This is a genomic window from Proteus sp. ZN5, from assembly GCF_011046025.1.
In the GTDB taxonomy this organism is placed as follows: Bacteria; Pseudomonadota; Gammaproteobacteria; order Enterobacterales; family Enterobacteriaceae; genus Proteus.
Map to the genome: position 1 here is coordinate 3,656,157 of NZ_CP047639.1, position 23,516 is coordinate 3,679,672.

Annotated in this window: 21 protein-coding genes and 6 tRNA genes; 4 read left to right on the top strand and 23 right to left on the bottom strand. The window is 38.3% G+C overall.

Features of this window, described 5'->3' with window-relative positions:
* The first annotated feature begins 161 nt into the window (after positions 1–161).
* Positions 162–317, top strand: coding sequence for a hypothetical protein (locus GTK47_RS16860; RefSeq protein ID WP_165125333.1), 156 nt, complete (start codon positions 162–164; stop codon positions 315–317).
* Between the two features lie 31 nt (positions 318–348).
* Positions 349–525 carry a hypothetical protein gene (locus tag GTK47_RS16865; RefSeq protein ID WP_165125336.1) on the top strand — a complete coding sequence of 59 codons (177 nt, stop codon included), beginning with the start codon at positions 349–351 and terminating at the stop codon, positions 523–525.
* 81 nt (positions 526–606) lie between these two features.
* Here the strand turns inward: GTK47_RS16865 and tyrA are convergent, their stop codons facing one another.
* From tyrA to ffh, 7 genes are all read right to left on the bottom strand, one after another.
* Complete coding sequence (tyrA, locus tag GTK47_RS16870; RefSeq protein ID WP_165125339.1) at positions 607–1,731, bottom strand: bifunctional chorismate mutase/prephenate dehydrogenase; 1,125 nt, start codon at positions 1,729–1,731, stop codon at positions 607–609.
* 36 nt (positions 1,732–1,767) lie between these two features.
* A complete protein-coding gene (locus GTK47_RS16875; protein WP_165125342.1) occupies positions 1,768–2,862 on the bottom strand; it encodes a 3-deoxy-7-phosphoheptulonate synthase in 1,095 nt (364 codons plus the stop codon).
* A gap of 410 nt (positions 2,863–3,272) precedes the next feature.
* Positions 3,273–3,626, bottom strand: a complete 354-nt coding sequence (gene rplS, locus GTK47_RS16880) for a 50S ribosomal protein L19 (RefSeq protein WP_023580978.1) — start codon at positions 3,624–3,626, stop codon at positions 3,273–3,275.
* A 52-nt stretch (positions 3,627–3,678) separates the two neighbouring features.
* On the bottom strand, positions 3,679–4,431 hold the full coding sequence (gene trmD / locus GTK47_RS16885) for a tRNA (guanosine(37)-N1)-methyltransferase TrmD (RefSeq protein WP_006534750.1): 753 nt from the start codon (positions 4,429–4,431) through the stop codon (positions 3,679–3,681).
* Positions 4,432–4,469: 38 nt separating this feature from the next.
* Positions 4,470–5,015 carry a ribosome maturation factor RimM gene (gene rimM / locus GTK47_RS16890; protein ID WP_165125345.1) on the bottom strand — a complete coding sequence of 182 codons (546 nt, stop codon included), beginning with the start codon at positions 5,013–5,015 and terminating at the stop codon, positions 4,470–4,472.
* A gap of 18 nt (positions 5,016–5,033) precedes the next feature.
* Positions 5,034–5,282 (bottom strand): 30S ribosomal protein S16, encoded by a 249-nt coding sequence (gene rpsP / locus GTK47_RS16895; protein ID WP_004244772.1) that lies wholly within the window; start codon positions 5,280–5,282, stop codon positions 5,034–5,036.
* A 137-nt stretch (positions 5,283–5,419) separates the two neighbouring features.
* A complete protein-coding gene (gene ffh, locus GTK47_RS16900; RefSeq protein WP_023580979.1) occupies positions 5,420–6,781 on the bottom strand; it encodes a signal recognition particle protein in 1,362 nt (453 codons plus the stop codon).
* A gap of 173 nt (positions 6,782–6,954) precedes the next feature.
* On the opposite strand from ffh, the gene GTK47_RS16905 reads away from it, so the two are divergent.
* Together GTK47_RS16905 and GTK47_RS16910 are read left to right on the top strand one after the other, a co-directional pair.
* Entirely contained in the window at positions 6,955–7,755 is an 801-nt protein-coding gene (locus GTK47_RS16905; protein WP_165125348.1) for an inner membrane protein YpjD, read from the top strand.
* A gap of 34 nt (positions 7,756–7,789) precedes the next feature.
* The gene (locus tag GTK47_RS16910; protein ID WP_165125351.1) at positions 7,790–9,064 is read left to right on the top strand and encodes an HlyC/CorC family transporter; all 1,275 of its coding nucleotides are present in this window, start codon (positions 7,790–7,792) and stop codon (positions 9,062–9,064) included.
* Positions 9,065–9,110: 46 nt separating this feature from the next.
* Here GTK47_RS16910 and GTK47_RS16915 read toward each other — a convergent pair whose 3' ends face one another.
* The 16 genes from GTK47_RS16915 to aroL form a co-directional block, all read right to left on the bottom strand.
* A complete protein-coding gene (locus GTK47_RS16915) occupies positions 9,111–9,860 on the bottom strand; it encodes a hypothetical protein (RefSeq protein ID WP_165125354.1) in 750 nt (249 codons plus the stop codon).
* A 193-nt stretch (positions 9,861–10,053) separates the two neighbouring features.
* Positions 10,054–10,569, bottom strand: a complete 516-nt coding sequence (luxS, locus tag GTK47_RS16920) for an S-ribosylhomocysteine lyase (RefSeq protein ID WP_006534759.1) — start codon at positions 10,567–10,569, stop codon at positions 10,054–10,056.
* Positions 10,570–10,731: 162 nt separating this feature from the next.
* Positions 10,732–12,312, bottom strand: a complete 1,581-nt coding sequence (gshA, locus tag GTK47_RS16925) for a glutamate--cysteine ligase (protein WP_165125357.1) — start codon at positions 12,310–12,312, stop codon at positions 10,732–10,734.
* A 183-nt stretch (positions 12,313–12,495) separates the two neighbouring features.
* Positions 12,496–12,572, bottom strand: a tRNA-Arg gene (locus tag GTK47_RS16930).
* Positions 12,573–12,623: 51 nt separating this feature from the next.
* Positions 12,624–12,700, bottom strand: a tRNA-Arg gene (locus GTK47_RS16935).
* Positions 12,701–12,755: 55 nt separating this feature from the next.
* Positions 12,756–12,832 (bottom strand) — tRNA-Arg (locus tag GTK47_RS16940).
* Positions 12,833–12,921: 89 nt separating this feature from the next.
* Positions 12,922–12,998 (bottom strand) — tRNA-Arg (locus tag GTK47_RS16945).
* Between the two features lie 89 nt (positions 12,999–13,087).
* Positions 13,088–13,164 (bottom strand) — tRNA-Arg (locus GTK47_RS16950).
* Positions 13,165–13,173: 9 nt separating this feature from the next.
* Positions 13,174–13,266, bottom strand: a tRNA-Ser gene (locus tag GTK47_RS16955).
* 465 nt (positions 13,267–13,731) lie between these two features.
* Complete coding sequence (gene csrA, locus GTK47_RS16960; protein ID WP_004244778.1) at positions 13,732–13,920, bottom strand: carbon storage regulator CsrA; 189 nt, start codon at positions 13,918–13,920, stop codon at positions 13,732–13,734.
* 221 nt (positions 13,921–14,141) lie between these two features.
* Positions 14,142–16,769, bottom strand: a complete 2,628-nt coding sequence (gene alaS, locus GTK47_RS16965) for an alanine--tRNA ligase (protein ID WP_165125360.1) — start codon at positions 16,767–16,769, stop codon at positions 14,142–14,144.
* A 908-nt stretch (positions 16,770–17,677) separates the two neighbouring features.
* Positions 17,678–18,748: a recombinase RecA gene (recA, locus tag GTK47_RS16970; RefSeq protein WP_075672409.1), complete on the bottom strand. Its 1,071-nt coding sequence runs from the start codon at positions 18,746–18,748 to the stop codon at positions 17,678–17,680.
* 107 nt (positions 18,749–18,855) lie between these two features.
* On the bottom strand, positions 18,856–19,362 hold the full coding sequence (gene pncC / locus GTK47_RS16975; protein WP_165125363.1) for a nicotinamide-nucleotide amidase: 507 nt from the start codon (positions 19,360–19,362) through the stop codon (positions 18,856–18,858).
* 36 nt (positions 19,363–19,398) lie between these two features.
* Positions 19,399–20,598 carry a lysophospholipid transporter LplT gene (gene lplT, locus GTK47_RS16980; protein WP_165125366.1) on the bottom strand — a complete coding sequence of 400 codons (1,200 nt, stop codon included), beginning with the start codon at positions 20,596–20,598 and terminating at the stop codon, positions 19,399–19,401.
* Positions 20,598–22,757 (bottom strand): bifunctional acyl-ACP--phospholipid O-acyltransferase/long-chain-fatty-acid--ACP ligase, encoded by a 2,160-nt coding sequence (aas, locus tag GTK47_RS16985; RefSeq protein ID WP_165125369.1) that lies wholly within the window; start codon positions 22,755–22,757, stop codon positions 20,598–20,600. Before aas ends, lplT begins: the two co-directional genes overlap by 1 nt.
* A gap of 103 nt (positions 22,758–22,860) precedes the next feature.
* Positions 22,861–23,373, bottom strand: coding sequence for a shikimate kinase AroL (gene aroL, locus GTK47_RS16990; RefSeq protein ID WP_165125372.1), 513 nt, complete (start codon positions 23,371–23,373; stop codon positions 22,861–22,863).
* Between the last annotated feature and the right edge of the window lie 143 nt (positions 23,374–23,516).

Here is a 23,516-nt window from a genome sequence, read left to right on the forward strand (position 1 = left end):
ATTAAATAACAATAAATATAAGATGGATTAGTCTATTGATAAAATTAGATATTTATCCCATTGTTTTTAAATGTATATTTATATTTCTCTACTTTTATTTTCTGAATAAAAATAGGTGGTTTTTATCTATTATTAAATTTTTGAAATGATAGGGAGATAATATGAATACTTTTATCATACTGATTTTAAGTCTATTTTTTACTAATAACGTAGATGAAGTTCAATCACAAGAGAGTTATTACGCTTATTCATTAACGTCTCAATCAGATTTGAGTCGTTGCACAGTAAGTCCTTGTCCTGATCCCAAAGACTATTGACTTATAACATATTATTTAAAAAGGAACTTTTATGAATAAAAAATATATACTAATACTCTCATTTTTATTCACTAATTATGCAAGCGCTCATTTTTATGAAGAAGTAAAAGAAAATAGAGCATCAATAAATGAATATTCTCAAAGTAATAGTAATACTTCAGATCCTAGTGGTTGTGTTTGGCCACCTTGTGATGATGAGTGGCGATAAGCTAAAAATGGAATAATTAATAAAATAAAAAGGCCGAACAATTTATTTATTGCTCGGCCTTTTATATAACAAATAATTTAACTAGATTCGGCTATCATTCGCTTTTTGTAATAATACACCACTCTCTTTCATAAATTGAGAAGCATAATCACCAAACCAATCACTCACGTTATTAAATGAATGGATAAACTCACCCTTTGCATTTATATCTAATAGATCGATAGCTTGACCTAATGAGTGATGATATCTACGAATTAATTCAATATTCTCTTTTGATGACAAAATAATATCAGCATAAAGTTGTGGGTCCTGAGCAAATAAGCGCCCTATCATTGCCAATTCTAAGCGATAAATAGGTGATGAGAGTCGCAGTAAACTTGCCAAATCAACTTTTTCTTTTGCTAAATGCTGGCCATAAGCAAAAGTAGTAAAATGTCGAAGAGCTTGAATAAAACTCATGTTTTTATCATGCTCTTCTGGCGCAATAGCCTCAATTCTTGCTCCCCATACCATTAACTGCTCTAACAACCATTCAAATGCAGTATGATTTCGTCCTTCACAGTACGCCACAACCTGTTTTGCTAAACTAGGTACATCAGGGCCAAACATTGGATGAAGTCCCAAAACTGGCCCACTATGTGCCTTTAACATCGCCTCTAGAGGGGCTTTTTTAATAGAAGCGAGATCTACAAGTAAACAGTTTTCAGGTAATTCAGGAAGTTTTTCAATAACCTCAACAGTTAAATGAATAGGTACACTGACAATCACCATTCCTGCATCATCAAAAATAGCAGGCGATTTAGTTTGCCATTCATCCGCTTCTAAGCTTTCAACTTGATAGCCAGAGAGTGTAAACAAACGAGAAAATAGTTTACCCATTTTCCCATTTCCTCCCACAATAACGATTTTACCAAGTTGAGGGTTGAGAGTTTTAAATCCTTTATCATTTTCTTTAGTATAGGATTCTCGCATTACTCGGCGTAATACATCTTCAATTAACTCTGGGGAAATTCCCATCTTTTGTGCATCATTACGACGAGAAGCAAGCATGGAGGCTTCTCTATCAGGTGCATAAATCGGTAAGCCGTGGCGATTTTTAACTTCCCCCACTTCAGCTACCAGCTGCATTCTTTTTGCGAGTAAAGAAAGCAGTGATTTATCTACCTGATCAATTTGCTCACGCAAACCTTGTAATTCTTCAGCCATCTATGCTTGCCTCTTTTTTCTTTATGGTTATCTAACTTAGCTAACTTTTTTTAACTGTGCTTCACGCTGAGCCAAAATCGGAGAAAGTTGAGCATGTAAATTTCTTAACACTGACTCCGTTGTTTCCCAACTAATACATGCATCTGTTACTGAGACACCGTATTTCATATCACTACGAGGTTGCTCTGAAGATTGATTACCTTCATTAATATGACTTTCTAACATAATACCAGTGATAGATTCATTACCTTTAGTGATTTGCTCAATCACTGAATCAACTACTGCCGTTTGACGACGAAAATCTTTGTTAGAGTTGCCGTGGCTACAATCAATCATTAATGATGGTTTTAATCCTGCTTTCACCATGTGAGCTTCGCATTGAGCAACATCCTCTTCATGGTAGTTTGGTGTTTTACCACCACGTAAAATCACATGACCATCAGGGTTACCTTGCGTTTGCAATAAACAAACTTGCCCTGATTGATTAATTCCCATAAAACGGTGTGGCATAGAGGCCGCTTTCATGGCGTTAATTGCAGTATCTAAGTTGCCATCTGTTCCGTTTTTAAATCCAACTGGCATTGAAAGCCCTGATGCCATTTCACGGTGAGTTTGAGATTCAGTTGTTCTAGCACCAATTGCAGACCAACTAAATAAATCACCTAAGTATTGTGGATTGTTAGGATCTAATGCTTCAGTTGCCAGAGGCAGACCTAATTGTACAAGTTCGGTCAGTAGCTTACGGGCAATATGTAACCCTTTTTCCATTTCAAAGCTACCATCCATAAATGGATCGCTAATTAAGCCTTTCCAGCCAACGGTTGTACGAGGTTTTTCAAAGTAGACACGCATCACAATATACAGACTATCACTTAATTCAGACGCTAAGACTTTCAGGCGTTTTGCGTAATCTAACGCAACATCGACATCATGAATGGAACAAGGCCCACATACCACGAGTAAGCGAGGATCACGACGTTGGACAATTTCAGAAATTGTTTGACGTGACTGAGCAATGGCATGCAGATCATTGCGACTCAATGGGTATTTTTGTTTTAACTCTTCTGGAGTAATTAAAACCAGCTCTTCGCTGATATTCACATTATTGAGTGCGTCTTTTTGCATGATCATAATCTTTACCTTTTTTATATCTGTCATTGTGATTTTTTGTGTGTCTGAAAGATAAGATATCATGAGATGTAAAGAAATCAATCCGTATTTTCAATAAATTCAATATTATTGTAATTCAAACTTTACACTTATAACCTTCATTACAAATAAACAATAAATAACAATTAGTTAAGAATTTTAAGTGAGATGAAAATAACGTGATAAAGATTAAATTAAAACTTAAGGATGTAAATTAAAATTTACACACTGTCTTTTAATGAATCTCGACATAAGAAGAATAGATAAGATGGGGATATAAGAAGTAAAAGAGAGAAAAAACTAATAAACAATATTTTTTAATATAAGGGATATAAAAAAAGGTCAGCAAATGCTGACCTTTTAACAATAACTTTCGGATGTGCGAAAGCGTATTATTTAGCGTTAAGACGCTCTTTGATACGAGCAGCCTTACCTGAACGCTCACGCAGGTAGTACAGTTTAGCTTGACGAACCGCACCACGACGTTTAACAGTGATGCTATCTACGACTGGAGAGTGAGTTTGGAATACACGCTCAACACCTTCGCCATTAGAAATTTTACGAACAGTGAATGCAGAGTGCAGACCGCGGTTACGGATAGCGATAACCACGCCCTCGAATGCCTGCAGACGTTTTTTAGAACCTTCAACAACCCATACTTTAACTTCTAAAGTGTCACCAGGACGGAATGAAGGAACATCTTGCTTCATCTGTTCTTGTTCGATTTGTTTAATAATATTGCTCATAATAACTCTCTTACCCTAGGTAAACTGATATTAATGACATCTTGTGTCAGACTTACTCTGCTGTTCCTGACAGATGTTCCCGTTGGAACTCTGTTAACAGCACTCTTTGCTCGTCAGTCAGAGCTAGGCTTTCCAGAAGCTCAGGTCTTCTTAGCCAGGTTCGACCCAGTGATTGTTTCATGCGCCAGCGATTAATATGAGCATGGTTGCCTGACAGTAAAACTGCCGGAACTTCCATACCATCTAAAACCTCTGGGCGAGTATAGTGAGGATGATCCAGTAAACCTTCAGCAAAAGAATCTTCTTTCGCAGAGGCTGCGTGTCCGAGAACACCCGGTACAAAACGCGCTACTGCATCTATCATTATCATGGCAGGTAATTCCCCACCACTTAATACGTAATCACCTACAGACCACTCTTCATCGATTTCAGTCTGAATGACACGCTCGTCTATACCTTCATACCGACCACAAACTAGAATTAGCTTCTCATTTGTAGCCAGTTCACAAACTCCTTGTTGATCGAGTTTGCGTCCCTGAGGTGATAAATAAATCACCTTTGCTCCATCACCTGCCGCAGCTTTCGCTTGATGAATGGCTTCCCTTAAAGGTTGAACCATCATCAACATACCGGGACCACCGCCATAAGGACGATCATCAACGGTATTGTGTCTGTCGTATGTAAAATCTCGGGGATTCCAACACTCTACATTGAGCAGACCATGCTTCACTGCCCGACCAGTCACCCCGTACTCGGTTATAGAGCGGAACATTTCTGGAAATAGGCTAATTACCCCAATCCACATTTTTGTGTCCCACTATTGAGAACCGTTAACCGGATAATCTAAAAACCAGGATCCCAATCAACGATAATTTTTTTCGCTGAGAGATCGACTTTCTTGATAACCTGCCCATCAAGAAACGGAACTAACCGTTCCCCGATACCGAACGCATCTTTCAGATTTGCTTTAATTACCAAGACATCATTTGAGCCCGTTTCCATCATGTCTGTAACGACACCTAGATCGTAGCCTTTATCAGTTTCTACATGGCAACCCATTAGATCTTTCCAGTAATATTCACCTTCAAGTTCTGGAAGTTGCGAAGTATTCACGACAATTTCAAAATTAGTCAGGAAATTGGCCGCATCTCTGTCATCAATACCTTTTAGCTTGACGATAATATCTTGGTTGTGATGTTTCCAACTTTCAATTTCAATGGTTTCCCACTGTCCATGACGCTGAATAAACCACGGTTGATATTCAAAAATGTTTTCGGCGTGTTCGGTGGAGGAAAAAACTCTGAGCCAACCACGGATCCCGTAAGGTGAGCCCAACTTACCCATAACAATAGGTTCTACAGGCTCTTTTAAGGTTTTTTGTTCGCTCATTGTTACCACCGCGACAGATTAAGCGCTTTTCTTCGCTGATTTGATCAGGCCAGCAACACGTTCTGAAACTGTTGCGCCTTGAGCAACCCAGTGTTCAACACGGTCTACGTCTAAACGTAATTCTTCTGCATTACCGGTTGCCAGTGGGTTATAAAAGCCTACACGCTCAATGAAACGACCATCACGCGCATTGCGGCTATCGGTTACTACTACTTGGTAAAACGGACGCTTTTTTGCGCCGCCACGAGCTAAACGAATTGTTACCATAACATCCTCATTAGTTAATAAAACAACCAGACGCCATCGAGGAACGGAGTCCGGTTGTCATATAAAAAGCCCGAAAAGTTTACTCACTTTGGCGAAAAAAGCAATCCAAAGCACGTTTTTTTTCAGGCTTTTTGATTTTATCGGCCTGGGAATCCAGGTGGCATCATACCTTTCATGCTACGCATCATCTTAGCCATGCCACCTTTTTTCATTTTTTTCATCATGCGTTGCATATCATCAAACTGTTTTAACAAACGGTTGACGTCTTGCACTTGTGTTCCTGAACCTGCTGCAATACGGCGTTTTCTGGAACCTTTGATGATTTCCGGTTTTTGACGTTCTTTTTTAGTCATGGAGTTAATAATCGCTTCCATTTTCACTAAAATTGAATCATCCATTTGTGATTTTACTGCATCTGGCACCTGAGACATACCCGGCATTTTGCTTAACATACTCGCCATGCCGCCCATGTTCTTCATTTGCTTTAATTGATCTAAGAAATCATTTAGATCAAAGCCATCACCTTTTTTAAGTTTTGTCGCTAGCTTTTCAGCCTGAGCTCTATCAACTTTGCTTTCAATGTCTTCAATCAAAGACAGAACATCACCCATTCCCAAAATACGAGAGGCGATACGATCTGGGTGGAAAGGTTCTAAGGCTTCTGTTTTTTCCCCAACACCGAGGAATTTAATTGGCTTACCAGTGATATGGCGGATTGATAATGCCGCACCACCGCGCGCATCACCATCAACTTTGGTTAATACAACCCCTGTTAATGGCAGTGCTTCATTAAATGCTTTTGCTGTATTTGCCGCATCTTGACCCGTCATGGCGTCAACAACAAACAGGGTTTCAACTGGATTAATGGCTTTATGGAGGAGTTGGATTTCTTCCATCATGCCTTCATCTACGTGTAAACGACCTGCTGTATCCACCAGCAATACATCATAGAATTGAAGTTGTGCATGTTTTAATGCATTACTTGCAATTGTGACTGGATTTTCTTGAACAGTAGAAGGGAAGAAATCAATGCCAACCGTTTCGGCTAACGTTTCAAGCTGTTTAATCGCTGCTGGGCGATAAACGTCAGCAGAAACAACAAGAACTTTTTTCTTCTTTTTCTCTTTTAAGAATTTACCTAATTTTGCGACACTGGTCGTTTTACCGGCACCTTGTAAACCAGCCATTAACACAACAGCTGGCGGTTGTGCTGATAGATCAAGGTCAGTATTCACTTCCCCCATCGCATTGACGAGTTCATTTTGAACAATCTTCACAAACTCCTGACCCGGTGTCAGGCTTTTGTTAACTTCATGCCCTACTGCGCTCTCTTTGACGCGCGCAATAAAATCACGAACCACAGGTAAAGCAACGTCAGCTTCTAATAAAGCCATACGTACTTCACGCAATGTCTCTTTAATGTTTTCTTCGGTCAGTCTTCCTCGACCGCTTATATTGCGCAATGTGCGCGATAGTCTGTCACTTAAATTCTCAAACATTATCTTAGCTCAGTGTTAAAGTTGGGCTTATCGGTCATGTATGCCACCGATTATATCACGATGACTCGCGGATCTCTGCATAGAGATTTAAGCTTAATGACTTCAATAGTTGGAGCCGTATGCTCCTAGCGCTATACTAGGAAGTTATTCAAACAATATATGTAAGCGAAACTATGCCCGTTATATCAATCTCTATCGTCGCTGTCTGCGCTTATTTACTCAGTCTGGTGCTGTTTTTGCCCGGTCTGTTACGAAAAGAGCAGAATGGATACCGTGGATTAGCTCTACTATTTGCGGTAATTGCACTTGTTGCACATGCCATTTCATTAAAATTTTTAATTTTCCGTCCCCACAGCGGGCAGAATCTTTCACTCACCAATCTAGGTGCGATTGTTAGCCTGATGGTCTGCGTTATTATGACGATTGTGGCTTCCCGTGGACGTGCATGGTTCTTACTGCCTATTGTTTATTGTTTCTCAATAGTCAATCTGATTATTGCAGCACTGATGCCGGGTGAATTTGTTACACATCTTGAAAGTAGCACATCACTCTTTATTCATATTGGGCTGGCTTTATTAAGTTATGCCACACTGTTAATTGCTGCTTTATATGCATTACAACTTAGTTGGCTTGACTATCAACTAAAAAATAAGAAACTAAAATTCTCACCTCAAATGCCACCATTAATGTCAATTGAGCGTAAAATGTTTCATATCACACAAGTGGGTGTGGTATTACTGACACTGACCTTATGTACTGGTTTGGTTTATATGGATAATATTTTTGGTAAAGAAAATATCCATAAATCTATTTTCTCTATCATTGCTTGGTTTGTTTACATCATTTTATTATGGGGGCATTTCCGAGAAGGATGGAGAGGAAAGAAAGTCATTATCTTTAATTTGATTGGCGCTATTATTTTAACATTAGCTTTCTTTGGTAATCGTTTATTACAAGAGTTAGTGCTTAATTAATTTTCTATTTTAGGGTAGCAAAAGGATCTCAATTTTGGAGTATGTGTCGACAACTACGCTCATTATCATACTTGTATGTATGATTATTGCCTCAGCTTATTTTTCTGGGACTGAAACCAGTATGATGACGATTAACCGCTATCGTCTTCGTCATGCTGCAAAACAAGGAAATCGCTCTGCAAAACGTGTGGAAAAATTATTACAACGTCCTGACAGATTGATTAGTTTAGTATTGATTGGCAATAATCTGATTAATATTGTTGCGTCTGCACTAGCTACTATTGTTGGTATGCGTTTATACGGTGATGCGGGTGTAGCAATAGCCACTGGTGTACTGACCTTTATTATCCTTATTTTTGCTGAAGTGCTTCCAAAATCAATTGCAGCACTTTATCCAGAGCGCGTTGCTTATCCAAGTAGTATTATTCTCTCTCCTTTGCAAAAACTGATGCTACCTATTGTTTGGTTTTTTAATAAAATTACATTAATACTGATGCGTATCTTTGGAATTAAATCGCCGATAATACAAGGAAATGCGGTCTCAAAAGAAGAGCTGAGAACAATCGTTAATGAGTCTAAATCAAAGCTTTCTCAACGAAATCAAAATATGTTACTGTCGATTTTGGATTTAGAAAAAGTGACGATTGGCGATATTATGGTACCAAGAAATGAGATTTTTGGTATTGATGTCAATGACGAATGGAAATCTATCGTAAGACAGTTAACTCATTCTCCTCACGGTCGAATAGTGCTTTATCGTGATACGCTTGACGATGCGATTGGTATGTTGCGAGTACGAGAAGCTTATCGCTTAATGACTGAGAAAAAAGAGTTTACCAAACAAATTCTGATGAAAGCTGCCGATAAAATCTATTTTATTCCAGAAAGCACACCGTTAAACCTGCAACTCGTCAACTTCCAACGTAATAATGAAAAAGCGGGTGTTGTGGTTGATGAATATGGTGAAATTCAAGGTTTAGTAACCGTTGAAGATATTCTTGAAGAGATCGTAGGAGACTTCACTACCTCGATGTCTCCTTCTTTAGCAGAAGAAGTTATTCCTCAAAAAGACGGTTCATTATTAGTTGATGGCACAACAAATATTCGAGATATCAATAAAGCTTTTGGTTGGCATTTACCTGAAGATGAAGCTCGAACAATCAATGGTGTCATTATTGAAGAGCTAGGTGACTTACCTGTTGTCGGTAATAAAATAAAAGTGAGTGACTACGAATTTGAAATACTTGAAGTTCAGGATAATGTCATCAAAAAGGCGTTAATTCGTCACCTTTCAATCCCACATCATTAGTAAATACAAAATAAAGCGCCTTCTAAGGCGCTTTATTTTTTGCAGTTTACCCTAGTTCAAACCGTAATTTGCTATTACGAAAATCAAACTCTCTGGCTGGTTTCATATAGAACGGCTCTATTGCTTGTTCTTGTATTAGATTTGTAGGATTTAATTGTTGATAATCAGAATAAAAACCATGATTCTTGACCCACATAACTAAATTTAATGAAGGCTGATAAGAATAATCAGCGCCATACTCTTCACGCCTACAAATAAAACATGCCGTCTCTCCTTTATTCAAAGTAAGAGAAAGAGACTTGCGCGGAAAATTAGTAATAAGCGCCCCTTCATCGTTTATCGCTTCAATATTAAAATGATGAGGTGCTAAGCCACGAATATTTTCATATTTTAACTGTGAATTATCACCACTATAACTGTTTGTTTTAATTTCATCTTGTTGAAAATACCAGCGATATTTCTCTTCATCTTTTTCTTTATAAAGATAATCACCACTTATTTTCATTATGGTGTTTGTTTGTGGTTTAGTGATCTTAGCAAATAATTCAGAATTGAGTTCAGACGATAACAGTAACGAATCAGGCTTGATAATAAGCTCTGGTTCGCACTGAGTGCGTTTAACATACTTTTTGTGAACTCGTTCTAAGTAACGATATTCAAGTGCTTTAGAACGCCCCTGGTAGAAAAAGGCATCTTTAGGAAATTGAGTACGTAATGTGCCTTTACCTACAAAATAAAATTCTCGAACAAAAAACTCTAACACTAATTTAGGTGATGAGAATTTGTGATTTTCCATAACAGAAGTGTACTCCGTGTATTAAGCATAAATTTAATCCATTACTGTGCTAACAATATAAGAAGATAAGAAAATAAAACAATGGAGTAGAGAAAAGAAAAATAATAAAGGAGATAGAAATAAAAAAGAGACAATAAATCAGAATGCGAATTTTCTGATCTATTGTCCCCTAACGTCATGAATTGACTATCGCTTAGATATGCAGCTCTTTTAAAGTCTCTTCAGGCAGTGCTAATTCATCGTTATGATTAATGCCAATGCTATGAGATAAAATATCGCGTGCAATATCTTGAGCTTCTGTCAGTGAATGCATTTCATAGGTACCACATTGGTACACGTTCAGCTCTGGGATATGGTTTTGATCTTTTACTTTCAGAACATCTTCCATTGCGGCTTTCCATGCATTAGCTACACGTTGCTCTTCTGGTTGCCCAATTAAGCTCATGTAGAAGCCTGTACGGCATCCCATTGGGGAAATATCAATTATCTCAACACCATTACCATTAAGATGGTTACGCATAAATCCAGCGAACAGATGCTCTAATGTATGAATTCCTTTCTCAGGCATGGCTTTTTTATTAGGCACAGTAAAACGTAAATCAAATACCGTGATGGTATCACCTGATGGCGTTTTCATCGTTTTAGCAACGCGTACAGCAGGTGCTGACATACGAGTATGGTCAACAGTAAAGCTATCCAATAAAGGCATAAAAAACCTCCTAAGAAAAATTTAAATATTTTTAAGAAAAAATGAAACTTTCTGCAAGTAGCCCGGTCTTAGTAATGAATACGCGCAAATTGTTATCATCCCTATTTCTCTATAGAATTTTTTAGCCACACAAATCTTAGTGTGGCTTTTTTCTATCTAAGTTTAGGAAGCCACGTTATCGGCGTTTGTCCCCGCATGGATCTTCAAATACTCATCAAAAGAAATGGTATCACTCTTTTCTAACTCTTCTTGACGTTTTATGGATGAAATTCTCTCATGTTCAAAAGCTTCATCAGTTAACGTTTCATAAGGTGTTTTAATTAATTCTTGGTAATATTCTTCAGCTAAAGACAAGCCGAAACCACCAATGCCTTGCGTTTTAATTTTGTCTAAAAGTCTGCCAGAGAAGGTTAATTCAGGATTATCGAACATTTCCTCTAACTTAACGCAAACTTCCATATATTTAGTGCCTGAACAACAATCAAGAACGTTAGCAACACGTTCTAAATCAGCAAACAAGGCTTTACCAACTTGTGCTAGTGGCTCTTTTCTTTCGCCACAACCCATTCCAATAACTTGACCCGGCTTACGCCCTTCTAGAATAACGTTATTCCAATTTGAACGGCAGCATGCTAATTCAGAGGCACTCATCTCTGGAGCATCAGCTAATACACACCAGATCAGAAATAAATCAAGGAAACGAATTTGAGTTTCATCAACACCAATTGGCGTAAATGGATTGATATCGAGTGAGCGAACTTCGATATATTCAATACCACCACGTAATAATGCATCAGAAGGTGATTCATCACCTTTAACCACACGCTTAGGACGAATAGGTGCATAGAGTTCATTTTCAATTTGTAACACATTGGTGTTTAACTGAATATACTCACCGTCTTTCTTAACACCTAATTTAGCAAACTCTTCAGAAGGTTTATGAATCGCTTTTTTCAGCCCTTTGACATATGTTTCAAGATGATTAAAGGTGATATCTAAATCGCTTTGAGATTTATTGGTATACCCTAAATCACTTAAACGTAATGAAGTTGCATAAGGCAAATACTTCGCGCCTTTAGGCGTGCTTTCAAATGGTAGATTCGTTTCTCTTCCTCTCAAGAAAGATCCACAAATTGCTGGTGATGCACCAAAGAAGAATGGAATGATCCAGCCAAAGCGGTAGTAGTTGCGAATAAGACGTAAATAACCGTCTGAAATCGCCTCTTTTCCACTCTCTTCATCTTTTACATTTGCCCATGCTTGCCAAAACTCGATAGGCAAAGAGAAGTTGTAATGCACACCTGAAATAGTTTGCATTAACGCACCATAACGATTTTTAAGCCCTTCACGGTAGAGTGTTTTAAAACGCCCAACATTAGATGTGCCAAATTGAGCCAGCGTAATCTTATCTTCAGCTTCAATAAAACAAGGCATACTCATAGGCCACATACGTTCATTATCTAAGTGACGTGCTGTATAGCGGTGTAAATCACCTAAAAAATGCAGGGTATGTGCAATGTTGTCATCAACAGGTGTAATAAACTCTAATAGAGACTCTGCAAAATCAGTCGTGATCCATTTATGAGTTAATGATTTACCTAATGAAATAGGATGCTCTGTCGATGCTAAATTGCCTTCTGGCGTAACTCTTAAGGTTTCACGCTCTATACCACGGTGGATGCCACATAAAACTTTAGGGTGTGCTTCCAACCAAGAAAGCGCTTTTGATACGTCCGGGATCAAAGGTGACCTCCCGCGTTGATTGATGTTAGTAAATAGATAGGAGTTACTTTATCGCAAAGTCACTAAATTGTCGCTGATTAGATGATGTTAGCATTGTTAGTTGGTGCTAAACAAAGACGTTATATGATGAAAAATAAGAGAAGCTAGAAAGCAAAAAGCCTCGCAGTAGCGAGGCTTTTAAGATGGTGCATCCTGGAGGATTCGAACCTCCGACCGCTCGGTTCGTAGCCGAGTACTCTATCCAGCTGAGCTAAGGATGCAGGTCTGACGTTTTTGCTAGAAATAATTAAACGAAGGTATCTAATAAAAGATGGTGCATCCTGGAGGATTCGAACCTCCGACCGCTCGGTTCGTAGCCGAGTACTCTATCCAGCTGAGCTAAGGATGCGTCGTAGTTATCTTTCTAGCTGCTCATATTGCAATTGGCAATCTGAGTAATGAGATGGTGCATCCTGGAGGATTCGAACCTCCGACCGCTCGGTTCGTAGCCGAGTACTCTATCCAGCTGAGCTAAGGATGCGCCGTTGTAATACTTTACGCTTTTAATGCAAATTATTCACCATTTGCACCAAAATAAAAACCCCATACATTAATCATGGGGTTGGAATATGGTGCATCCTGGAGGATTCGAACCTCCGACCGCTCGGTTCGTAGCCGAGTACTCTATCCAGCTGAGCTAAGGATGCGCCGTTGTAATACTTTACGCTTTTAATGCAAATTATTCACCATTTGCACCAAAATAAAAACCCCATACATTAATCATGGGGTTGGAATATGGTGCATCCTGGAGGATTCGAACCTCCGACCGCTCGGTTCGTAGCCGAGTACTCTATCCAGCTGAGCTAAGGATGCAAATCTAAATGGCGGTGAGAGAGGGATTCGAACCCTCGATGCAGCTTTTGACCGCATACTCCCTTAGCAGGGGAGCGCCTTCAGCCTCTCGGCCATCTCACCATATTTAGAACCACTCGAAGAAGTTCTTACTGAACATCTCGTCTCTGTGTGGCGCACATATTACTTTCTCAGCCTAAGAAGTCAAACAATTTTTCTCAACTTTTTACGAATATACGTTTGTTTGAACACTTCACAAACAAACTGATGCGTTTATCATCAAGATTGGCTAAAAAAGTCCTAAACACAATGATATCGCTGATGAAAAATCATTCAAGTATTTTATTCTCTTAGTAAATAAATTTATTCACTCAGCAAATAATTGTGAAGCGAATGATTAGAGGTAAAAAGACTTTCAATTCTGTCAATCAGAATAAACGGATAGTGCAATAATAAATACAGCTCAAGAAGAGCAAAGATAGGAACAAAGAAAGGAATCAAAAGTCTTATAAAGAGAAAAGCGCCCAAACCCGGCAAAAGTGTGGACGCTTACGAATGAATTGTAACTAACTAAAAATAGGAATTGGTTTAGTAGTTATCAGTAGGCTGAGTTTTCTCGGCCTGAATTCGTTGATAGATCTCTTCACGATGGACAGATACTTCTTTGGGTGCGTTTACGCCAATCCGTACCTGATTACCTTTAACCCCTAAAACGGTTACGGTCACATCATCGCCTATCATAAGCGTTTCACCAACTCGACGAGTTAGAATAAGCATTCTTTGCTCCTTGAAAATTTACAAGAGTCGGGTCTCTAGAATTTCCCGGCCATTATCCATCATACATTGTCAATTCGTATAATCATTATTTATCACAAGTAACTCATACTTCATAACAAAATATAAATTTAGTGATTGATTATTTAACGGATTACCAATATCTCTATAAGGCGTTATCCCTATACAAACAGGGATAGCGCCTTTTTTCAGGTTGCTATCGCTTATAGATGCGATTCAACCCACTCGTCAACACTTGCCAAAGCTGCGGGTAAGGCTTCAACGTCAGTACCACCAGCTTGAGCCATATCAGGGCGACCGCCACCTTTACCGCCAATTTGCTGTGCTACAAAACTAATTAGCTCACCAGCTTTAACTTTAGCAGTTAAATCTTTAGTGACCCCAACAATTAAGCTCACTTTACCATCAGAAATAGTAGAAAGCACAATAATTGCAGAACCTAATTGATTTTTTAAATCATCAACCATTGTTCTTAACATTTTTGGCTCAACACCATTAAGCTCACGAACTAAAAGTTTGATACCTTTCACGTTTTTAGCTTGGCCACCTAAAGAGGAACTCTCCTGAGCAGCTTGCTGATCTTTTAGTTGTTGAAGTTCTTTTTCTAATAAACGATGTTTTTCTTGGACTGTTTTGATTCTTTCGACCAAGTTTGTACCATCGCTTTTTAGAACTTGTGCAACAAGAGAGATAAGATCTGATTGTTCATGAATACTCTCAATTGCTGCAATACCAGTAATCGCCTCAATACGACGAATACCTGCTGCCGTACCTGACTCACTGACAATGCGGAATAAACCAATATCACCCGTTCTAGAAGCGTGAGTACCGCCACAAAGCTCAGTAGAGAAGTCCCCCATGGTTAAAACACGAACTCGTTCATCGTATTTTTCACCAAAGAGTGCCATTGCACCTTTTTCTTTTGCGTCTTCAAGATCCATTAACTCAGTGACAACTGGTGAGTTAAGACGGATTTGCGCATTTACAATGTCTTCAATTTGTCGTAATTGTTCTGGTTTAACCGCTTCAAAATGAGAAAAGTCAAAACGCAGATATTTATCGTTAACTAAAGAACCTTTTTGAGTAACATGCGTACCCAGAACTTGGCGTAATGCTGCGTGCAATAAGTGCGTCGCAGAGTGATTTAAACGAATAGCGTCACGACGAGCAATATCGATAGTGGCATTGATTTTATGGTTAACAATAAATGACCCTACGTTAACTTTACCAATATGACCAATAGCTTTACCGTATTTTTGCGTATCTGTGACTTCAAACAGACTATCTTTGCCTGTTAGTACACCTTTATCACCAACCTGACCACCAGACTCTGCATAAAATGCAGTTTTATTTAAGAAGATAATACCTTCTTCACCTGCTTTTAATTCAGTGACTGATTGCCCATTATGGAAAATAGCGGTAATTGTGCCCTGCTGTTCATCATGATCATAACCAGAGAACTCACTGCGGCTATCCACTTTAATTAAACTATTATAGTCAGTACCAAAACCACTGGATTCACGAGCACGTTTACGTTGCTCTTCCATCGCGATTTCAAAACCTTTTTCATCAACTTTGATATTTCTTTCACGACAAACATCGGCAGTTAAATCGATAGGGAAACCATAAGTATCATAAAGACGGAAAGCAGTTTCACCCGGAAGAACGTCATCTGTTAATTGAGCAAGCTCTTCATCTAATAGTTGAAGACCACGTTCTAATGTACGAGCAAACTGCTCTTCTTCCGTTTTTAATACTTTTTCAACGATAGTTTGTTGACGTTTTAATTCTTCACCAGCTTCTGCCATAACTTCAATTAATGGAGCTACTAACTTATAGAAGAAGGTGTCTTTTGCGCCAAGCATATAACCATGACGTACTGCACGACGAATAATACGACGCAATACATAGCCACGACCTTCGTTAGAAGGAATAACACCGTCGCAAATAAGGAATGAACAAGAACGAATGTGGTCTGCAATAACACGTAATGATTTATTACTTAAATCAGATGCATTAGTAGCTTTAGCAACTGATTCAATTAACAAGCGGAATAAATCAATGTCATAGTTAGAGTTTACATGCTGTAAAACAGCCGTAATACGCTCTAATCCCATACCAGTATCAACAGAAGGTTTTGGTAATGGGTCCATTGTACCGTCTGATTTACGGTTAAATTGCATGAAGACGATGTTCCAGATCTCAATATAGCGATCGCCGTCTTCTTCTGGTGATCCAGGAGGTCCACCCCAAATGTGGTCACCATGATCATAAAATATTTCTGTACAAGGTCCACAAGGGCCTGTATCACCCATTTGCCAGAAGTTATCTGATGCAAATGGTGCGCCTTTGTTATCACCAATACGGATTATTCTTTCTGCTGGAATACCAATTTCTTTATTCCAAATATCATAAGCTTCATCATCGGTGGCATATACCGTTACCCAAAGTCTTTCTTTAGGTAAGTTGAACCACTCTTTGCTTGTTAATAATTCCCAAGCAAAATTGATCGCATCATGTTTGAAATAGTCACCAAAGCTGAAATTACCTAGCATTTCAAAGAAGGTATGGTGACGAGCGGTATAACCCACATTTTCTAAATCGTTATGTTTACCACCTGCGCGCACACAGCGTTGCGCGGTTGTCGCTCGGGAATAAGGTCTATTATCCAATCCAAGAAATACATCTTTGAATTGGTTCATCCCTGCGTTTGTAAACAGCAATGTTGGATCGTTATTTGGAACCAAAGAACTGCTAGGTACTATTTGATGTCCTTTAGTATGAAAAAAGTCGAGAAACGCCTGACGGATCTCAGCGGTGCTTTTGCTCATAATTATCCCGAAATCAAGCTGGAAAAACAGAAATTAGAAATCTAGTTAGAGGAGGTTTATTGTTACCTCTACTTAGCCAACGAATACATAAGTAGGGATAAGATAGAATTTCTTCTGTCAGAAGTAAAACCCCCGATAAACTTATTCGTGTTGACATTGTAAATCGTCTAGTTTTTTTCTGAAAGTGGGATTGTTATCTGAGAATGGGTCTTTTCTCTATTTAAGAGCAATTATCTTGGAAAATGTTAACCACTTAAAGTATTTTCATTTTGTAATTATTAAAAAGTATTTGTTATTACTGATTTTTTATGGAACTACTCTCTATACGTTTCTTTTCTCCAAATAATCTCTTTTTCTCATGGCAACTAGTCATAAACACATAAGCACCATTACTTAAATAAGATATTAAGAGCACGATAACTTACTAAAATAAAAGCGCTTGTCAGTATAAAATTCACCTTACATCTCAACAAACCTTTAAATACAATTTAAATTAGATCCAAATATCTTGAAGATATTTATCTTTATATGTCAATTATTTACTATCTGGTGCAACCAGATTATCGTAATGATTCTTATTTAGATTAATTATTGGTAAGGATATATCACCAAAATTTCACTATATAAAATTTCATACAACTATAAAAAATAGATTAGTAAAAAATATCGTTATATTAAATAAAGTAGTGTTAAAGGCTATTTTTTATAGGAAGAAAACAAAATAAGACTAATTTTAACCTTATTTTGAATAAAAAATACGACATATAGCAAAAAGGAAGCCTTTTTAGAGCTTCCTTTTTAAGTGAGTTAAATCACATTAAATGACTAGTGTTTTACAACTACGATAATCGTAATTTGTTTTAATACACATTTAATTTAGCGATTTAGTTTAGGCATTGGCAAAAGAATTATTCTTCTTTTTCTTCAATATCTGCCGCATCATCGCTATTGTTAGTAAAATCAGCTGCGCTAGTAAATTCGCCAGCATGATTTAATAACATTTCACGTAATTTAGTATTTAACTCATCGTACATTTCAGGGTGTTCTTTTAGGTAAGTTGTTGCATTGGCTTTACCTTGACCAATTTTCTCACCATTGTAGCTGTACCATGCTCCCGCTTTCTCTACCAATTTATGTTTAACACCTAAATCAATCAGTTCGCCAAAGGTATTAATACCTTCGCCATACATAATTTGGAATTCAGCTTGTTTAAATGGCGCTGCAATTTTGTTTTTCACTACTTTAACGCGAGTTTCACTACCAACAACTTCATCGCCGTTTTTAACAGAACCGATACGACGAATATCTAAGCGAACAGAAGCGTAGAATTTAAGTGCATTACCGCCTGTTGTGGTTTCTGGGTTACCAAACATAACACCGATTTTCATACGAATTTGGTTGATGAAAATAAGTAATGTGTTGGAGTTTTTCAGGTTACCCGCTAATTTACGCATAGCTTGGCTCATCATACGAGCCGCTAAACCAACGTGTGAATCACCAATTTCGCCTTCGATTTCTGCTTTTGGTGTTAAAGCGGCAACGGAGTCAACAACGATAACATCAACAGCACCAGAACGAGATAATGCATCACAAATTTCTAAGGCTTGTTCACCAGTATCAGGCTGAGAACACAGCAGGTTATCAATATCTACGCCCAGTTTTTTAGCATAGATAGGATCTAAAGCGTGCTCAGCATCGATAAATGCACAAATTTTGCCTTCACGTTGAGCAGCTGCGATAACTTGTAGAGTTAACGTAGTTTTACCAGAAGATTCTGGGCCATAGATTTCAACAATACGACCACGTGGTAAACCACCAGCACCTAAAGCAACGTCTAATGATAAAGAACCCGTAGAGATGGTTTCAACGTTCATGGAACGATCTTCACCCAGACGCATGATAGACCCTTTACCAAATTGCTTTTCAATTTGACCAAGTGCTGCGGCCAATGCTTTTTGTTTGTTTTCATCAATAGCCATGTTATCTCCCTCTGGGCAGTGAAGCATAAATATGGGTCACTACCATTAAAACGTATATGATTTTGCTTGTTGAAATTTATTATACTGTATAATCATACAGTATCAAGTTAATTATTAATAATTTCTTTAAGGATTGATTTTAAAGAAAAAATAACAGATTCAGCTCTTACTTGCTCTCGTGAGCCACTGAATATACAGTGTTTTGCCGTAGTTTGAATACCCGTTGACGTTTTCATTGCAAAGCCGAACCAAACTAAACCAACAGGTTTTTCTTCACTCCCACCACCAGGGCCTGCAATACCACTCACTGATACTGCAAAATCTGCATTAGCTGTTATCAGTGCCCCTTTAGCCATTTGAAGAACAACTTCTTCACTCACCGCGCCGTATTTAAGCAAAGTTTGCTCATCAACGCCTATCATTTCATGCTTTGCTTCATTGCTATATGTTACAAAGCCACGATGATAATATTCAGAACTTCCTGCAATATCCGTAATAACTTTCGCAATCCATCCGCCTGTGCAAGATTCAGCCGTTGTTATCGTACTCTTCTTTTCAATTAACACTTTACCCACTTCAATACTTAGGCGGGTCATTTCATCGTAATTTATCATTAAGGTTCATCTAACCTCTATTCTAAATCTCACTGTTTAAGATTTCTTTCTGGTGCAATCCCACAACCATAAACCACCAATTGCTAAGGCAAAAATAGCACCAAAGCCAATCCCAATAGCAACGACAGATACACCAATGCTCGTAACCAGTGAGAATAATCCAAGCATTAATAGCATTGCTGTATTTTCACCAAGATTCTGTACAGCGATAGCATTGCCAGCACCCACACTGTGCTTTCCTTTGTCTTGTAATAGCGCATTCAGAGGAACGACAAAGAAACCACCAAAAACACCGATGATGATAAGAATTAGATAAGATGGAATAATTGAAGTTTGCAATGAGAAGTAAACAACACCAAGGCCAATTAAAATACCAGCAGGCATGCAGCGACGTACTGTTTTCAGTGTCACAAATTTAGCGGCTAATCCAGCACCGACCACGATCCCAATAGCAACCATCGCATTTAACACAGTTGGTGTCGTATTATCAGTCATACCTAAAGCAATAGGTACCCATTGAACAAGTAAGAAACGCAATGTAACTCCTGCGCCCCAAAACATACTGGTTCCCACTAAAGAAAAGCGACTTTCTTTATCAGCCCATAAAGTACGCGTAGCCTCAAGAAATTGGATGAACATTTTTTTAATGTTCCAACCACGACCAATTTGAGCTGCTGATAATTTAGGTATGCCAAAGTTAACAAATACAGCTAAAGCATACATTGCCGCGCAAACACCTAATGCAAAAACAATGCTCCAGTCAGAGAGTAAACCACCAATAACTGATCCCAGTAAAATAGCAGCAATGGTAGATGCTTCCATTAAGCCATTTGCTTTAACTAAACGCTCGCCATCTGTTAACTCACCCAAAATACCATATTTAGCAGGAGAATAAACAGCGGCACCAATTCCAACTAAGGCATAACCAAGGAAAGGATCTGAGCCTACACAGATAAGAAATGCGCCTACGAATTTTAAAAGGTTGCCACTGAGCATAACCCTGCCTTTAGGATTACGATCAGCAAACTGCCCTACAAAAGGTGCTAAGAGAATAAAAGCCAGCACAAAGACCATTTGTAAAACAGGCTGGCTCCACTCTGGGTAAAGTGCCGATTTAAACTGAGCAAGGATCGCAAACAATAATGCATTGTCAGCAAAAGCAGAAAGAAATTGCGATATCAATACCGCTTTCATTCCTCTACTCATTAAAGGAGGCTGGCTAATATTCTCTGACATTAGTTATTTTCCTGTTCAGCAAGTTTTTTCAATGAGACAAAATCCGTTTTCCCACTCCCTAAAACAGGAATTTCTTTGATAAAACGAATATCCTTTGGTACAGCAATTTCAGCAACACCTTCCGATTTTGCCAATGCTGACAGCGTACTACGATCCAATTGTTTATCTGTTGTGAACAGCACTAATGATTCGCCTCTGCGTTTATCACTTATTGTCACAACAGCGTGCTCACCTTTAGATGCTTTACGCGCAAGTTGCTCAACACCCTCAAGAGAAACCATTTCACCTGCAATTTTTGCAAAGCGTTTTACGCGCCCTTTAATAGTACAAAAACCTTCGCTATCAATAGCAACGATATCACCGGTGTCGTACCAACCTTCTTCGTCAATACCTTCAGCATTAGTTGCGACAGGAACTTCCAATTTTTCAGGTGATTCTACACGTAAATATCCCATCATTACGTTAGGGCCACGTAGTTGTAGTCTACCGCCTTCAGCAATACCATTCATTGGAATTAAGCGCCCTTCCATACCGGGTAATAAACGCCCCACTGTATGAGCTTTGGCACTCATAGGCACGTTGATTGAAACAACAGGTGCGCATTCTGTTACTCCATAACCTTCTAAAATGCGAATACCGAATTTCTCTTGCCATAAAACACGGGTCGATTCAGAGAGTTTTTCAGCCCCAGCAACCACATATCTAACTCTGGCAAAATCATAAGGATGGGCAAATTTTCCGTAGTTTCCTAAAAAGGTTGATGTACCAAATAACACCGTACAGTTTTGGTCATAGACCAATTCAGGCACAACTCGATAGTGTAATGGACTTGGATAAAGAAAAACGCGTGCGCCCAAGCAAATTGGAGTCAGTAAGCAAGCGGTTAAACCAAATGCATGGAATAACGGCAATGCTGACATAAATTTGTCTTTTGGCGAAAAGTCAGCAATAGCGCGAATTTGATCAACGTTAGCCAATAAACTTGAATGACTGTGAACAACACCTTTAGGCGTTCCTTCAGAGCCTGATGTAAATAAAATAACGGCAGCATCATTTGCGTCTTGCGGTAACATCGCTTTTTTAGGCGTAATCAGATGTTTGAGGATCCAGCGTTTATCTTCACTGGTAACAGTATCTTTTAGATCCTCAAGGTAAATCCAATTCGCTTCAGGCGTTTGCTCAGGAATATGTAACAAGTTCCCTTTTTCTAAAAATTGGCGTGATGTAAAGATGGTTTTGATTGATGCGGCTTTCATCGCATTTTGCACACCTAAACTACCTGCAGTGTAGTTAAGCATTGCCACAACACGTTGACGCATTGTTGCACCTAATAGTGCAGCCGCAGTTACTGTTGTATTTGGAAGCAGTAAGCCTATACGCTCTTTAGGCTCTGTATAGCGCTCAATCAATCGACTGATCCCTAACGTTTTCTTCAGTAACCCTTGATAAGAATCTTCTTTTAGGTTGATATCAGAAATTAGTGGACTAAATCGGCCATATTGAGACATAGCCTGTAAAAATGCTTCATACAGTGTGATATTAGGACGTGTTTGCATGATGGCTTCCATCATGATATCACGCATGGCTTCACCCGCTAATCGGCGACGCTCAGAAGATTTTTCAGCTTTTGGCATCGGTAAATCAACAGCAGGGAGTACCTTGATGGTAATTCTAGGAAAGAATTGAGACTTTACTCGTAAGCTTTTACGTACTCGTGAAAAATAGCTGAATTCAGCTCCTTCAATTCTAACAGGAACAACTTTAGCGCCTGATTTTGCGGCAATAAAAGCAGCACCTTCATAAATTTTCATCAAACCATTTGTTACTGTGATCCTTCCTTCTGGGAAAATCACAACAGGACGACCTTTATCCACTTCTTTAACTAATTGACGAACAGCCATTGGGTTGGCGGGATCTAAAGGTACGATATCAGCATAACGGCCTAACCACCTTGTCGTTTTTGCAGAAGCAACAGAGGTATAAACAGCAAACACAGGATTAATAGGCAGGAATAAACGTAATAATATACCGTCAATAAAAGAAGTATGATTTGGTGTAATTATACATTTTTCATATTGTGAAAACTGATTAACAAGTCCTTCAATTCTTATTCTAAATAAGAATTTAAATAGTGTTTTAAAAAACGCTATCAACATCATATCCATATCTCATTTTGCTATAATTAGCCTTACTATAAATAGGATGTGATGAAAATAAAATAGATGTTCCCTGTTTTATCCTTTATATCAGACGACTTCTTAATTATTTCGTGAGTTTTGCGAGAATTACCTCAATAATCTCATTAATAGGTAATCCAGCATCGACAATAATATCAGCACATTGCAAATATAAAGGTTCACGTTTAGCCAAAACGTCATTTATTTCTGAAACTAACGTTTTCCCCGTCAAACTTGGTCTTTGTGCTTCATTTGGATCTTGAGATAAACGCTCAACTAAAGTTTCAAGAGATGCCTGTAAATAAATAATAACACCTGAAGATTTCATATAAGCACGATTTTGATCTGCCAAAATCATACCGCCACCTGTTGAGATAACTTGATTAGGTTGGCTAACTTGGACGAGCACTTCTGATTCAGTTTGTCGAAAAAACTCCCAACCATTCTCTTGAACCATAGAAGATATAGTTTGTTGATATTTTTGAGTTATCCAATCATCTGTATCTACAAATTTATAATTTAACGCTAGGGAAAGTGCTTTACCTACTGTTGTTTTTCCTGCACCTCTAGGTCCGATAAGGTAAATTGTACTATCCATAAAATGCACTATCTCCATAGTGTGTTCCCTTTCAGGGGTGTAATTAAAAATTTACATACTGTAAAGTATGAAATATCATACCTGATGTAACAAAAAAATAAAGCCACACTTTAGAAAAGTATGGCTTATTTATTCGTATTAAT